Source organism: Psychrobacter sp. TB55-MNA-CIBAN-0194, from assembly GCF_040309505.1.
Taxonomy (GTDB): Bacteria; Pseudomonadota; Gammaproteobacteria; order Pseudomonadales; family Moraxellaceae; genus Psychrobacter; species Psychrobacter fozii.
In genome coordinates this window covers 1-15,668 of sequence record NZ_JBEOOW010000008.1, presented here as the reverse complement: position 1 = coordinate 15,668, position 15,668 = coordinate 1, and the positions used below count along the sequence as shown (strand labels likewise).

General features: G+C 42.0%; 13 protein-coding genes. 6 read left to right on the top strand and 7 right to left on the bottom strand.

Features of this window, described 5'->3' with window-relative positions; all coding sequences use genetic code 11:
- Window positions 1–40: 40 nt before the first annotated feature.
- The 5 genes from nusB (at window position 41) to glmS (ending at window position 6,122) form a co-directional block, all read left to right on the top strand.
- The gene (gene nusB / locus AAEY75_RS10320; RefSeq protein ID WP_110923696.1) at window positions 41–883 is read left to right on the top strand and encodes a transcription antitermination factor NusB; all 843 of its coding nucleotides are present in this window, start codon (window positions 41–43) and stop codon (window positions 881–883) included.
- 2 nt (window positions 884–885) lie between these two features.
- Window positions 886–1,917 carry a thiamine-phosphate kinase gene (gene thiL, locus AAEY75_RS10315; protein ID WP_197218000.1) on the top strand — a complete coding sequence of 344 codons (1,032 nt, stop codon included), beginning with the start codon at window positions 886–888 and terminating at the stop codon, window positions 1,915–1,917.
- A 3-nt stretch (window positions 1,918–1,920) separates the two neighbouring features.
- Complete coding sequence (locus AAEY75_RS10310; protein ID WP_352259530.1) at window positions 1,921–2,502, top strand: phosphatidylglycerophosphatase A family protein; 582 nt, start codon at window positions 1,921–1,923, stop codon at window positions 2,500–2,502.
- 196 nt (window positions 2,503–2,698) lie between these two features.
- Window positions 2,699–4,075 carry a bifunctional UDP-N-acetylglucosamine diphosphorylase/glucosamine-1-phosphate N-acetyltransferase GlmU gene (glmU, locus tag AAEY75_RS10305; protein WP_352259529.1) on the top strand — a complete coding sequence of 459 codons (1,377 nt, stop codon included), beginning with the start codon at window positions 2,699–2,701 and terminating at the stop codon, window positions 4,073–4,075.
- Window positions 4,076–4,277: 202 nt separating this feature from the next.
- Window positions 4,278–6,122, top strand: a complete 1,845-nt coding sequence (glmS, locus tag AAEY75_RS10300; protein WP_352259528.1) for a glutamine--fructose-6-phosphate transaminase (isomerizing) — start codon at window positions 4,278–4,280, stop codon at window positions 6,120–6,122.
- A gap of 825 nt (window positions 6,123–6,947) precedes the next feature.
- Here the strand turns inward: glmS and AAEY75_RS10295 are convergent.
- From AAEY75_RS10295 to AAEY75_RS10275, 5 genes are all read right to left on the bottom strand, one after another.
- The gene (locus tag AAEY75_RS10295) at window positions 6,948–7,865 is read right to left on the bottom strand and encodes a PAAR domain-containing protein (protein WP_197217996.1); all 918 of its coding nucleotides are present in this window, start codon (window positions 7,863–7,865) and stop codon (window positions 6,948–6,950) included.
- Window positions 7,866–8,489: 624 nt separating this feature from the next.
- Window positions 8,490–9,305: a sulfite exporter TauE/SafE family protein gene (locus AAEY75_RS10290; RefSeq protein ID WP_197217995.1), complete on the bottom strand. Its 816-nt coding sequence runs from the start codon at window positions 9,303–9,305 to the stop codon at window positions 8,490–8,492.
- A gap of 60 nt (window positions 9,306–9,365) precedes the next feature.
- Window positions 9,366–9,872 carry a flavin reductase gene (locus AAEY75_RS10285; protein ID WP_352259591.1) on the bottom strand — a complete coding sequence of 169 codons (507 nt, stop codon included), beginning with the start codon at window positions 9,870–9,872 and terminating at the stop codon, window positions 9,366–9,368.
- A gap of 64 nt (window positions 9,873–9,936) precedes the next feature.
- Window positions 9,937–10,965, bottom strand: coding sequence for a methionine synthase (locus AAEY75_RS10280; RefSeq protein ID WP_352259527.1), 1,029 nt, complete (start codon window positions 10,963–10,965; stop codon window positions 9,937–9,939).
- Between the two features lie 50 nt (window positions 10,966–11,015).
- Entirely contained in the window at window positions 11,016–12,038 is a 1,023-nt protein-coding gene (locus tag AAEY75_RS10275; RefSeq protein ID WP_352259526.1) for a DUF1852 domain-containing protein, read from the bottom strand.
- A gap of 459 nt (window positions 12,039–12,497) precedes the next feature.
- On the opposite strand from AAEY75_RS10275, the gene AAEY75_RS10270 reads away from it, so the two are divergent.
- On the top strand, window positions 12,498–13,826 hold the full coding sequence (locus tag AAEY75_RS10270; protein ID WP_352259525.1) for an esterase-like activity of phytase family protein: 1,329 nt from the start codon (window positions 12,498–12,500) through the stop codon (window positions 13,824–13,826).
- Window positions 13,827–13,993: 167 nt separating this feature from the next.
- Here AAEY75_RS10270 and AAEY75_RS10265 read toward each other — a convergent pair whose 3' ends face one another.
- Both AAEY75_RS10265 and AAEY75_RS10260 read right to left on the bottom strand, forming a co-directional pair.
- Complete coding sequence (locus AAEY75_RS10265) at window positions 13,994–14,587, bottom strand: 2-hydroxychromene-2-carboxylate isomerase (protein WP_197217990.1); 594 nt, start codon at window positions 14,585–14,587, stop codon at window positions 13,994–13,996.
- 56 nt (window positions 14,588–14,643) lie between these two features.
- Window positions 14,644–15,372 carry an SDR family oxidoreductase gene (locus AAEY75_RS10260; protein WP_197217989.1) on the bottom strand — a complete coding sequence of 243 codons (729 nt, stop codon included), beginning with the start codon at window positions 15,370–15,372 and terminating at the stop codon, window positions 14,644–14,646.
- Window positions 15,373–15,668: the final 296 nt, after the last annotated feature.

Below are 15,668 nucleotides of genomic sequence, written 5' to 3'. Positions count from 1 at the left end.
TATTTAACATTCTATTTCAAAATTCAGGTATTGACCCCTTATGACTGACCAACTCAAGCACGCTATTAATGCTGCGAAAACCGCACAAATCAATGATAAACAAGCGGAAGCTACTCGTATAGCGAGCAGCAGTGCGGGTGATCAAACCTTCGATATGAGTGAGTCTTCTTATAAGACCAGTCACACTGCTATTCGTAAGGCGCGCCGCTTTGCGATGCAAGGTCTATACGAATGGCTGGTCACTGATCGCCGCTTTGATGTAGATGGCAAGCTTGGCTGGAAGGCCAATGCGCCGCATGATATCGCTGCCCGTACGCGCGCGACCAATGCCATGCACACCGTACATATCGGCTACTATCACGAAATGATGCGTGATATCCCAGAGCAAATTGAAGCGTTGGATGCTCTAATCCTTCAGCATCTTGATCGCGACATTGATAAGTTGGACACCGTTGAGCACGCTATTTTGCTTATTGGTACTTATGAGCTGCAGAATCGCTTAGAGATTCCTTACAAGGTAGTACTTGATGAAGCGATGAAGCTTAACAATCATTTCGGTGCCACTGACGCGCATAAATTGATCAATGCGGTATTAGATAGAATGGCCGTTGAGCTACGCGCTACTGAAGTAGAATCAGATACCAAAGCCAACCTGCGTACGTCACAAAAATCAGCGGCTAAACAAGCTCAAGTGAAACCAGTTGATAGCACAGAAGCCACAAACGAAAGCGCTATTGATGACAGCCCAACTGCATCAAACAAACCTCGTATTAGCGCAAATAACACTAGTGTCAAACGCAATAGCGCTAGTAAAGCCAGTGCAAATATTAGCGAGTTTAAAGCGAGCAAAAAAGACGCTGACGATGCTAAAAAACAAGACTAGCCATGAATGAATTTGAGCTGATTGAGCGTATATTTTCGCAAATGCAAGCGGCAAATGCACCATTAACTGGTATCGAAAAAGGTATCGGTGATGATGCAGCTGTCATGGCCTTGCCAGCAGGGTCACGATTAGTCAGCTGTATTGATACATTGGTTCAAGGTCGACATTTTAGTGCTGATTGGCAGCAAGTCAACGAGCTGGCATTTGCGATTGGTTATAAAACCGTCGCTGTCAATGTCTCAGACATCGCAGCGATGGGTGCGACCCCGCATAGTATTTTATTGGCACTAGCGTTACCTAAACAACTTGCTAACGAAAAATGGCTCACTGAATTTGCCAAAGGTTTATTTCATGCCTGCCAGCTATTTGGTGTTGCCCTTATTGGCGGTGATACCACACGCAGTGACAACTTAGTACTGAGTGTCAGCGCGCAAGGATTGCTTGCCGCAGACACCCCAGCTGTATATCGTTCAGGTGCACAAGTTGGTGATAAGATTTATGTATCAGGGACGCTTGGCGATGCCAGTTATGCCCTGCAACATCCTGACAGTACCCAAGGTAAAGAGTTGGCTCACAGGTTACATATGCCAACGCCCCGTATCGCCTTAGGGGCAGCACTGGCAAAGATTGGCGCAACGGCGATGATAGACATCTCTGATGGCCTTTATCAAGATATCGGGCATATCTGTCAGCAAAGCGCTGTAGGCATGCGTATTGATGTGGAGCAGCTACCTACTAGCGAACCATTGGCAACTATTGATTTATCTGAACGCTTGTTGTGCCAACTGGCGGGTGGTGATGATTACGAGTTAGCTTTTACTTTACCTGCACGTATTGAACCACCTATTGGTAATACACCAGTTACCTGTATCGGTGAAGTAATCGCACTGTCAGATGATCTAGTGACAGATGCAAACAGGTCTATAGCATTACACCCTACACTGTATTATCAAAATCAGCCAATCACACCAACTCAGCACGCGCCATTTGCCACATGGCCCAATCTTACTGGTTACCAACATTTTACAGGTTAGCCCATGACTGATCACGATTTATCCAAGCCTGATATCAGCAAAGCCAATGACTGCCCACCATTGCCTAAGAATGCCAGTGCTCTTGACCGTATGGTCTATTGGTTAGGCATTGGTTTGGGCAGTGGTCTGCCGCGCCGTGCACCTGGCACTTGGGGTACTGTTGGTGGGTTAATCATCGCCATACCACTGATGAGCTTGGGCTTCATACCTTTTCTAATTCTGACAATTCTATCTTGTATTTTTGGCGTTTGGATCTGCGGACGTACTTCTGAGCTGATGCAGGGACATGATGACCCGCATATCGTCTGGGATGAATGGTCTGGTATCTGGATTACCCTGCTTCCTTTTTCTTACATGGGTGTGGCGACCACAAACTTTTGGCAAGATGTCTCTCAAGAGCTTTCTATTTTCGCCATTGTTATCGCTTTTATACTCTTTCGGTTTTTTGACATTATTAAGCCACCGCCGATTGGCTGGGCCGATAAAAAGGTCGCTGGTGGGTTAGGTATTATGCTTGATGACATCATCGCAGGTATCATGGCAGCAGTGTTATGGGTAGTGGTTATGTTTGGTGTGCTGTTATAAATAACCCTAGCCGTATGATAGTGAGTGACCACAACGTAACCTCTTATGCTAGCAATTTGAATGCTATCCTCTTGCATAGAGAATTTATTTATCGTTATTAGATTCTATTACAAATGCCTGCACATTCCAGCATTTTTTTAACTGAACATTTGCGTTATAATCCAATATTATACTTTGTTACATTTGTAGGGCTACTATGACATCTCCTCTCTCGGTAATTATCCTCGCTGCTGGTAAAGGCACGCGTATGCAATCAGCTAAGCCAAAAGTCCTTCAGACCTTGGCAGGTAAATCTTTGCTGAGTCACGTCTTAGACACGTGTCATAAGCTAACTGTCAACGAGACCATTATTGTTCATGGCTTTGGCGGCGACCAAGTTAAATCGGAAATTATCGACCAGTATACGCAATCGCCAATTACTTGGGTTGCGCAGACTGAACAGCTAGGTACAGGCCATGCGGTCAAAGTGACGCTGTCTGATTTACCGAAAGAAGGACAAAGCCTTATTCTCTATGGTGATGTGCCTTTGGTGAGCCATCAAACCCTATCAGCACTGAAGACAGCCAATACTAATGGCATGTCTATGCTGACTTTGACGGTAGACAATCCATTTGGATTAGGCCGTATCAAACGTGATCATGTAGGCAATATCACTGCCATCGTTGAACAAAAAGATGCCAGTGCTGACGAACAACAGATTCAAGAGATTAATAGCGGCATTTATTGTGTCGATAATGCTCTACTGCATAAATACTTACCCGAACTGTCTAACGACAACGCGCAACAAGAATACTATCTTACCGATATTGTCAAAATGGCAGTCGCTGATGGCATCACGATTGCGGCGATTGAACCTGAGCATACCTTTGAGATTGAAGGTGTCAATAACCGTCAACAGCTTGCCAGCTTAGAACGTACATGGCAAACTAAACTAGTATCTGACTTGCAAGAAGCGGGCGTGCAGTTTGCTGACCCTACCCGTGTCGATATTCGTGGTACGTTGACAGCAGGTCAAGATGTGTTTATCGACGTCGGTGTTGTATTTGAAGGCAACTGTACGCTAGGTGACAACGTCTATATTGAAGCAGGCTGTGTTATTAAAAACTCACAACTCGGTAATGCTTGTCATATAAAGCCTTACTGCGTCATCGATCGTGCTGAGATTGGTGCGGGTGTCGACGTTGGTCCATTTGCCCATTTGCGCCCTGAGACAGTGTTGTCTGATAACAGTAAAGTCGGTAATTTTGTAGAAATTAAAAAATCGATCATCGGTCAAGGCAGCAAAATAAACCACTTAAGTTACGTCGGTGATGCCACCGTCGGTACGGGCGTCAATATCGGTGCTGGTGTCATCACTTGTAATTATGATGGGGTTAATAAATCAAAAACCATCATTGAAGACAATGCCTTTATCGGTTCGAATGCTAGCTTAGTCGCGCCAGTAACGATTGGTGAAACTGCAACAGTCGCGGCAGGCTCTGTAATTACCAAAAACGTGGACGCTAGTGCATTGGCATTTGGTCGCGCGCGACAAACACAGAAAGACGATTTTCAACGACCAACTAAAAAGTAATCGATGCGCCAATCGTTGAGTCAATAGCAGTCAGACTTAAACAAATTAAGCAGCGCGGCAATCTTTGTGGTGCTGCTTAATTATATCTAACACGCTATAAAATTAACGGCTTATCTGCCAACCAGCTTGTTGATTGGTAAAGCACCTCTATATAGAAAAGTTAAAATCTAGAAACATCAAAAATTAAACTTAAGGAATAGCCATGTGTGGAATTGTAGGGGCAGTTGCTGAGCGTAATATCGCCAATATCTTACTTGAAGGTCTTAAACGTTTAGAGTACCGCGGCTATGATTCCGCTGGCCTGACTGTCATTCGTGATGGTGAATTACACCGTGAGCGCCAAGTGGGCAAAGTACAGGCATTGGTTGATGCAGTCGCTGTCAATCCAGAGTTATTTGATGGTCATATCGGTATCGCTCATACACGTTGGGCGACGCATGGTGAGCCAGCACAACGTAACGCGCACCCACATGTCTCAGGCAAGATTGCTGTGGTGCATAACGGCATCGTTGAAAACTATGCTGAGCTTAAAGAAACACTGATAGCAAAAGGCTATGAGTTTACGTCGCAAACAGATACTGAAGTCGTCGCGCACCTGATTAACGACATTTACAAAGCAACGCCTGACTTGCTAGAAGCAGTTCGCACTGTTATTCCACTATTACATGGCGCCTTCGCTCTTGGCATCGTACATACCGATTATCCAGATGAGCTTATTACCGTGCGTTTAGGCTCGCCATTGGTGATTGGTGTAGGTATCGGTGAGAACTTTATCGCCTCAGATCAGTTGGCACTATTACCAGTCACTAACCGCTTTATGTACTTAGAAGAAGGCGATATCGCCAAATTGACTCGTAAAAGTATTCAAGTCTACGCGGATGGAGTGCAAGTTACGCGTCAAATACATGAAATTGATGCAACCCAACACAATGCAGATAAAGGCGAATTCAAACATTATATGCTCAAAGAAATCTATGAGCAGCCAGATGCCGTCGCACGTACCCTTGAAATGGGTATCGATAAAAGTGAAACCTCTAAACTGCGTGATGACTTTTTACAGCGTCATGAAACTCAGCTCTCAGGTATTCGCCATGTGCAAGTTCTCGCTTGTGGTACCAGCTATCACTCAGGTCTGGTTGCAAAATACTGGTTTGAAAGTCTTACTCGTATCCCCTGTTCTGTTGAGGTAGCCAGTGAGTTTCGTTATCGTAATCCCGTCGTCGTTGATAACTCATTAGTTATTTGCATCTCTCAGTCTGGTGAAACTGCTGATACTTTGTCTGCGCTACGTGATATTCAAAAGCATACCCCAGCAGGTTTGGTCAGCTTAGCGTTATGTAATGTTCCTACTTCATCGCTGGTGCGCGAGACAGATATTTTCTTACCGACGTTAGCAGGTCCTGAGATTGGTGTGGCATCTACCAAAGCGTTTACTGCTCAGCTTGCAGCTCTCATGTTATTAATCATGAAAGTAGGTGTCGTTCAACAGCGCATGACTGATGATTATTTAAGCAAATTGATTGGTGAGCTACAACTGCTGCCAGGCCAACTACATGCCAGCTTAAACCTTGATTCCCCTATTAAAACGATGAGCGAAAGCTTTGAAGACAAAAGAAGCTGCTTATTCTTAGGTCGTGGCTTACAGTTCCCTATTGCATTAGAAGGCGCATTAAAGCTTAAAGAAATTTCGTATATTCATGCAGAAGGCTATGCCGCAGGGGAGCTAAAACATGGCCCATTGGCATTGGTTGATAAAGACATGCCAATCGTCGTACTAGCGCCTAAAGACAGCATGTTTGATAAGCTCAAAGCCAACATGCAAGAGGTACACGCGCGTCACGGTGAGTTGTTTGTGTTTGCCAGTGAGTCTAGTCAGATGATTGCAGAAGATAGATTGCATGTGGTTTATGTACCGGATGTTTGTGAGACACTAGCACCTATCGTTTATAGCGTACCTGTGCAGCTGTTGTCGTATCATGTGGCAGTTATGCGTGGTACTGACGTCGATCAGCCTCGCAATTTAGCAAAGAGCGTCACGGTGGAATGATTGTTGCCAAGATATAATTATGATTGTCATTGAGTAATTAGCTATCATCCTGAGTAATAAAGTATCATCCTAACCCCTTGCCATCTTGCATTAGCGAGATGGGAGGGAGTTAGGATGCCTTTTTGAGCGTTCGGGTCGGTGGCTTTTTTTTGTGATTTTCATTTAACATAAGCGCTGTTATGGGAACAAAGAATGTATTCCTAGTGAGGGCTTGAACAATGGGCTGTAGCCCAAGTGATTTCAATGCGTATGGAATATTAAATTAAATCAGTGTATATCTGAATGTACTTAATGAGCTTAGCTTAATGATTACTAGAACTCATTGCTGTCAAGTTCGTAGAAAAAATTTGGCCAAATTTCGACCTTCAATTAAATAAACAGCAGAATATTCAAAATATTATGAGCAATCTATAGATGATGAATAATCAAACTTTTTCATATTTATAAGATTATTGCCACTCATATAGTTGCGTCTCTCTTTTGATATATCTTTATCATCTAAAAAATCTTCAAATTTAGAATAGCTACTTATCAGAAGATTCTCACCAGTACAGACATCGACATAAAAATAAAATAGTGATGTATTTGTTCGATCTCTGTTGGAGCTCATTGAACCGTAGATTTGTGATCCTTCGACGTACCATGAATCTAAGCCACTAATATAGCCTAGCTTCTGATTGTCAAAAATTAGACGATGCTCACCACCTATAGTTCTTTTTAGTTTTAAGTCATCTAATATTTGTATTGGATACAAGTAATAGATAGCAGTAGATATAACTATAATTAAAGCTAGAACAGACGAAATTACTCTCATTATTTTCATAACTAATTAATTTCCTCAGGGGTTATGACGGTATTTATATTATTTTTTATCATCCCTGTAATTTTGTACGGCGTGCCATTGGGGTCCCACGACCCTTCTACCCAATCCCACGTATCATATGGATCCTGAAAAATATCTGAGAACTTATAAGTTACTTGACCTTGAAGATGGAAACTACCATTGCTAAGTTTATTGATGTTACCATTAAATATGCCGGACAAATCTCCTGATCCAAATGCCCAAGGTAGCCCTTCCGCGCCAAAATTATAACCATTATCGAATGAATAATCTGAATCACCATTATCATACTTTTCTGCAATCTGTACACCAAAACGGCTTTGTATAGAACCCTCTCGATCAAAAGCGCCTCTTCTTAATATCACTTTATTTAATGTTTCCGTTGCTCCTAAATTGTCTAAGGTTAAAGCCTCTCCTTTACCAAATCGATAGTGATCAAACATTTCAGAATTCGTAGCAAGTCTATCTAGATTCTTTTTTGATGATAATGGTGAAAGTTGTTCGGTTTCTAAACTGCCATTAGGATTACGATGGACTATTGGAGGACCCGCCCAAAGACCATCTTCTTCTGCTTGCGCTACTGCATCATCAGCCCATTTCGCCATTTCCTCTGGATCCGACTCGATACCTCCTACCTCAAAATCAGATTCACCGAAGGACTGCTGAACCGCAATGAGTTTAGCACCACAGCTAGTCGCATCTCCTGCGCGAGCAACGGGTGCACCATCGACAATATACGAGGAGTCACCTGTCACAATAGTGGTCATCTTTTTACATTTTTTACAGATGACCTTATCGCCTTTACGCGATATTGGAAGACCATAGTGAGTCGTATGTAGTGACCCACTAATCACTTTACCGCCATGAGTTGTCGTCGCGCCTACGGTGATATAAGCTGCCATAGTACCTCCTAAATATAACTGAGATATGAATATTAACATGATAAATGGACATAAGTTTATCATATAAGGTTATTGATGAGATATGTGTTGGCAACGGCAGAAAAGATTATCAGAGGGTATCTATTCGATCCTAAAATGGTGAGTAGTATAAAACTAGTCACTAAGTAAAGTACTAGATTTGGACATAGTACTGGTAGCAGGTGAAAAAGCGACTACTAAATTATGGATCCAAGGGATGGGGTTAAAAACGTAGCGCCATGTAAAGCTGTAGAATCTCATTAAAATGAGCCTGAAATAGGCGGTATATCCCTCCCCAAAAAAAATTATCTGTTGTTCCTGTAAAGTCAAATTATAGAAACAATGGGTATTACCGTTAAGCTGCATGATTAAAACAACCCCAGCTTGTTTATACGGATTTAACAGCAGGAATCACTATATTACAGTCAATGAAAGAATACTCCAATGGAACTAGCCACCTCACCCCAAATCCTATTAACAGACTACTTAAGACAGACTGATATAATGTAACCACTTATAACGGACGACTAAGTCAGACATAGTTTTGTCCGCATTGCATACTAAAATATTATTCGTGACCTTTATATCTCACACCACTATAAATACTCAAACCAGTCCTTTATAAAGAAAATAGCATCCTACTATGGTCAACAATACCGCAAAACACTTTTTTAATAATTGTGGTGATAATATATGAGCCACTTTCGCACCTATCTTTGCGGTAAAAAAGCTCATGATACTGATACCTAAAAAGGCATAAATGTGGACAAAACCAATCGTATTGGGCACATCTACTTGCTGCTTCATTCCAAAAAACATAAACCCTAACGCACCTGCAATGGCAATAGGTAGACCGCACGCCGCTGATGTACCCACTGCTTTTTGCATGACCACACCGTAACGCGTGAGATAAGGTACGGTTAAACTGCCACCACCGATACCAAAGATGGCAGAAGCAATACCAATAACCCCGCCTGCCGCCAGTTGCTTAGGTTTTGAAGGCAATACTGTATGAAGATTACTGGTATCGCTAGTGGTTTCCTTTTTACCACCCTTAAACATTTTAAAGGCAACCCAAAGCAAAAATACACCAACAATGAGCTGAAGATACAATCCAGATATCTGCCCTGCAATCCCTGCCCCTAAAAAACACCCTATCGCTAGGCCTGGTGCCAGATTTTTAAAGACAGGCCACATAACTGCGCCTTTTTTATTGTGCGCCATTAACGAGCTGATAGACGTGATAATAATGGTCGCTAATGAGGTTCCCAAAGCCAAATGCATGATGTTGTCAGGACTGTAACCCATTTGCGTAAAGACGATAAATAACAGTGGTACGATGATCGTGCCACCGCCCACACCGAAAAGCCCTGCAGCAAATCCTGCTAGAGCACCTATGATTAAAAAAATGATTAATTCCACGGATTATTTACTTCTTAGTTAGATTTAGTTATGTGGTTAGCCAACACTGAAACAGTGGACTTAAGCGATTTCTGCTTGACCAACACGAGAATAAGCACGATTAAAGTAAACCAAACTTTCCTCCTGCCCTCTGTGTTGTTCCGTTTGTTTTTTGACTGCGACAACACGGCACATAAACACACTATGCGTACCCACTTCCTGCACTTGCTCAATCTCACAATCAAAACTGACCAATGCATCTTCTAAAATGGGAGCGCCTGTTTTTAGTTGAGTCCAAGACCCTTGCTTAAAGCGCTGTTCTGAATTCAATTTAGAAGCAAACGCATTGGATATTGATTCATGATGAGCGCCCAATACATTGACGCTCAACGTTTTGTTTTCAATAAAATGTGCATGTGAGCGTGATGTCTGATTCATACAGACAAGTAAGGTCGGCGGCGTATCTGTGACGCTACATACTGCAGATGCCGTAAACCCATGAAGGCCAGATGGGCCTTCTGTGGTGACAACACTTACTGCGGTTGTCAATAAAGACATGGCATCTCTAAAGTCAGTTGCTTCAATCATATCTTTAATCATTGCTTAAGTCCTAAATTTCAGATCAGTAAACACTCATGTGTACCAATAAACGCTAGGCAGTCAGCTCTTGACGCACGATTTGAGCACCAGCGCTCAATGCCGCGAGCTTGCCTCTTGCAACTTGGCGAGACAAAGGGGCCATACCGCAATTGGTTGCAGGATACAGCTTGTCCGCATCGACAAATTGTAGCGCTTTGCGTAGTGTATTTGCTACCTCTTCTGGTGTCTCAATAGTATTGGTTGCCACATCAATGGCACCGACCATTACCTTTTTACCGCGAATCAATTCAATCAAATCCATTGGCACACGTGAATTTTGACATTCAAGTGAGACAATATCGATCTTAGACTGTTGCAGTTGAGGAAAGGCTTTCTCATATTGACGCCACTCTGAGCCCAGTGTCTTTTTCCAATTATTATTGGCTTCGATACCGTAGCCGTAGCAAATATGTACTGCTGTTTCGCATTTTAGACCTTCAATAGCCCGCTCTAACGTGGCAATGCCCCAGTCGTTTACGTCATCAAAGAATACATTAAATGCTGGCTCATCGAACTGGATAATATCAACACCAGCTGCCTCTAGCTCTTTTGCTTCTTGATTTAGAATTTTAGCAAATTCCCAAGCCAGTTTTTCGCGACTTTTATAATGACTGTCATATAAGGTATCAATCATCGTCATTGGCCCTGGTAGCGCCCACTTGATTGGCTGATTGGTCTGCTGACGTAAAAACTTTGCATCTTCTACAAATACTGGCTTTTGACGGCTCACCGCACCGACCACTGACGGCACACTCGCATCATAGCGATTACGGATTTTGACCGTCTCACGCTTCTCAAAATCGACGCCATCCAAATGCTCAATGAACGTGGTCACAAAGTGCTGACGGGTCTGCTCACCATCGCTGACAATATCAATCCCTGCATGTACTTGTTCTTGTAATGACACACGTAGAGCGTCTTGTTTGGCTTCCATCAACTGCTCACCTTCTAATGCCCAAGGTGACCAGATTTTCTCTGGTTCTGCTAGCCAAGAAGGTTTCGGTAAGCTGCCAGCGGTTGAGGTCGGTAATAATAATGTCATGTGATTCATCTTCTTATTTATTTTTTATTATGTTAATTAGTGAGGATCAGTTAGGCAGCTTGTTTCTTAGCCACATTTTTTTTGGCCACTTCACTTGTCCCTTCGTAGCTTGCAGCCCACTCTTCCAGAATGGCTTGGTAAGGCTTAATGAACTGTTCTTCAGTGAATTTGCCTTGTGTCACTGCCATCTGGCTACGCTCGGCGCGGTCATACACAATTTGAGTCAGCGAGTAATCTTGATACTTTAAGCTCGGTTGATACACTTCACCTGCGCTCGAGTTGGCATTATAAATCTCAGGACGGTAGATTTTTTGGAACGTCTCCATCGTGCTGATAGCACTGATTAGCTCAAGATCAGTGTAATCACTCAGCAAATCACCCGCAAAGTAAAATGCCAAAGGCGCGGCACTACTTTCAGGCATGAAGTAACGAACGGTTAAGCCCATTTTGTGAAAATAGTCATCAGTTAATGAATAGTCATCTTGTCTGTACTCAACGCCTAAAACAGGATGCTGATTGGCCGTACGATAATAGGTTTTGCTGGTCGAAACACTGAGGCAAATCACTGGTTTTTTATGAAAATTGGCAGTGTAAGCTTCTGAGTTCAATAAGTATTGAAACAGTTTACCGTGCAGCTCACCAAAATTATCTGGCGTTATTGATGCTAGATTCTTATCACGATGCTCTGGCAATACTACGCTAAAGTCATAATCACGTACATAAGATGAGAAACTGTTACCGATCATCCCGTCGATACGTTTATTGTCCTTATGATCCACAATCGTTGTTTGCAGCGTCTCAATGATTGGGAAGGTATGACCATTGCCTTCGATATCCATGTCGACAGAAATGATGTCAATCTCAACAGAATAGCGATCTGCCGTCTGATTGTCCCAATGCGCCAATGCGTTAAAGCGGTTATTTATCATGCGTAATGTTTTGCGTAAATTTTCTTCGCGGTGCTCACCACGTGCCAAATTCGCAAAGTTAGTCGTCAAACGCGTGCTGTCTACAGGCTGATAGTTTTCGTCAAAACGAATGCGCTTAATTGAACAGGTAAATTCTTTACTCATGGTATCTACTGCCTTAATCTATTCTCATTATCTGAGACAAAACCAAATTTGTGTATGGAGTAGATTATGCCTGAATCGCAACATGAATAAAAACGACTTAATTTAAATAAAAGATGAATTTAATTCATTTTAGTAGTTTTTAAATAGCTTTTCTGTATAAAAAACGATTAGATAGTAGAAATAGTTATCACTCATCTAACGAAATAACGAAATAACGAAATAACGAAATCTATAGATTTTTGATTTGAATGAGCATGTATACATAGATAAGCACAACCATATCTCTTTCATACTATCTTGAACCAAGTTAAACAGCTTCTTTAGCGTGAGTCTTGATGTCATTAAACAGACATACTTCATAGCCATAATTCAATCTTCTTGATTAACTATCAACAATAATAAATTGAAGAATTGGAGAAAAAAATGTACACAAGAAGGGCTAATTTTTTGAGAATAAGTATGGCTATCATCGCCACGACTGGTATTGGTCAGTTAGCAACAGCAGCGGATGCCTACCCTGCTGAATTGGTCTCACATGCCCTACTACCCTCTCAAACATTTATCTCTGCTCCAACTGATGCGCCCGAAGATTTGCAAGTCAGTGGTAAATATACTACTGGGCAATTGGTTGAAAAACTGGGCAGTGTTGAAGGTAAATCGGCAGGTCGTCCCACTGGTATCAAGCTGCCGTTTCCAGGACAACCTGTGCAAGGACATTCTGGTATCAAATATATGCCTGATGGCAGTTATTGGATATTGACCGATAATGGTTTTGGTAGTAAAGCCAATTCACCAGATGCCATGTTATTCATGCGTCAGTATCGAATGGATTGGGATAAAGGCATTTTTGAACCTATAAAAACTATTTTCTTTAATGACCAGAATAAAGTGATACCTCACCGAATTACGCATCAAGACAGTAATCGCCGCTATCTAACAGGATCTGATTTTGATCCTGAAAGTTTCCAAATCATTGATGGTGATATTTGGGTCGGTGAGGAGTTTGGCCCATGGTTACTAAGATTTGATAGCAAAGGCACACTTAAAGCCATGTATGACACAAAAGTAGATGGGGAGACCGTACATTCTCCAGACCATCCCGCTTTACAATTACCAAGCAAACCCGATGACAATCTACCGTTATACAGTATTAAACGCTCTAAGGGCTTTGAAGGTATGGCATCAGCCCCAGATGGACGTTATTTATATCCTATGTTAGAAGGCGCTGTTTATAATCAGAACAGCCAACAATATGATTCAGTCGATGGTCATAACTTCTTGCGCATCCTGCAATTTGATACCAAGCGTAATACCTATACTGATAAGAGCTGGAAATACATACTTGATAATGACGAGTATGCGATCGGAGATTTCAATATGATCGATGATACTTATGGTTTGATTATTGAACGAGACAATTTAGAAGGTGTAAGTGATAAAGCTTGTCAAAAAGCAGCTGTAGATAAAAGCCAGTGCTTTGACAAACCAGCCGTATTCAAACGTATATATAAGGTCAAATTAGACCCTAGAAGTCAGATCGCTGAAAAAGTGGCGTACATTGACTTGATGGCTATTAAAGATACCAAGGGCGTGACTAAAAAACCTTTAGTAGGTGATAAATTTGTATTTCCATTCTTTACTATTGAAAATGTAGACATCATCGATGAAAGCCACATCGTAGTAGGTAATGATAACAATCTGCCTTTTTCCTCTAGCCGAGACCCAAATCGAGCAGATGATAATGAACTATTATTGTTAGAGGTCAAGGATTTTTTACAGGCGAAATAAATTGCCATTAGTGCTTGTAGTAGATCATAACTAAACTAGAAGTTAGAAAGGCTTCAGCTATAAGACACCAAAATAAACCCCTGCTATTTTCAATATTAGCAGGGGTTTTCTATGTATTTAAAGAACCATCATTCAGGTACTTTCAGTTCATACATTAATGCTACCCATTAGAGTGAGTCTTTTAAAGCATCCTCAACGAAATTCAAACGATCTTGACCAAAGAACATTTCACCATTTACAAAGAAACTCGGTGCACCAAATACACCTCGCGATACAGCTTCCTCAGTAGTCGCTTTCAGACGCTCCTTGATCTCAGTATCGCTTATACGTGTCATAAAATGAGTGGCATCAATACCCGCTCTGACCAAAGCTTCAGCGACTACCTCTGATGATTCCATATTGAGTTTTTCAGCCCATAAAGCATTAAAGATGGCCGTTAGACAACTTGGAAACTCAGGTTCTCCTAAGTAAGCAGTAATACCTCGCATAAAATGCATCGTATTCAACGGAAAAAATGGATTGAACTCAAACGGTACCTCATAAATATTTGAGAAGCGCTTAAGGTCTTTGAGCATATAAGCACCTTTCGCAGGTACTGCAGCTGGTGAAGTGTTACCAACGGCTTGAAAAACGGCTCCAAGCAACATAGGTCGCCAAATAATTTCAGCATTGTGACGTTGTGCTATGCTCTCTAATTGTGTCCATGCCAAATAACTGGCTGGACTGCCCACATCAAAGAAAAACTCTATTTGTTTACTCATCTTTGCATTCCTTGCAATATATATTAAAACCTTAGGGATTTATCGTTAGATAAATGTTAGAAAGTTTCCATCCACGGGCGTAAATCTAGCTCATGCGTCCAACTGTCTCTCGGTTGGCAGTACAATTGCCAATACTGCTCAGCGATATGCTCAGGATTCAAGATGCCATCTTGGTCTTTAAGTGCATAGCGCTCCGGAAAATTGTCACGGATAAATGCTGTATCAATAGCACCATCAATAATAGGGTGCGCCACATGTATACCTTTTGGTCCTAACTCACGTGCCATGCTTTGCGCCAAAGCACGTAACGCAAATTTAGCGCTAGCAAAAGCCGAAAAACCTTTACTGCCTCGCAAAGAAGCTGTTGCTCCAGTGAAAATAATCGTGCCCTTTCCACGTGGAATCATAACTTTTGCAGCTTCTCTACCTGTCAAAAATCCAGATAGTGCTGCTATTTCCCATACTTTTCGAAAGACTCTTTCTGTGGTATCAATAATTGAGAAGTGTACATTTGCACCGATATTAAATACCACTACTTCAATCGGCCCAATATCCTTTTCAATATGAGCGAACAACTCGACCATCTCTTTTTCTACACGCGCATCACAACCAAATGGGTTGGCTACTCCACCAGCTGCCTCAATATCACTGACTAACGTGTTTAGTTTATCGACGCTTCTTCTAGTCACACATAAAGTAAAACCTTCTTTTGCAAAACGTTTTGCAACAGCACTGCCAGTTGCATCCCCTGCTCCGATTACAACCGCTACAGGTGCTCTATACATATCTATTTCCTTATAGATTTCTTTTTAGAACTAACAAAAATGTAGCCTTATTTATGCATACTGTCAAGCTAACCCATTACTCAATAGTAAAGGAGATAACATATGCGTTGGGATGAACTTGCTAAGTATTTTTGCTCGATACCTCGTATGTTAGCCATTTTCCCCCAAACTATAGGCAAAAGAAAACCCCCGACGCGTGAGCGTTGGGGGTTTAACTTTGAATAGAGAGCTGACGATGACCTACTCTCACATGGGCGAACCCACACTACCATTGGCGCAACGATGTTTCACTTCTG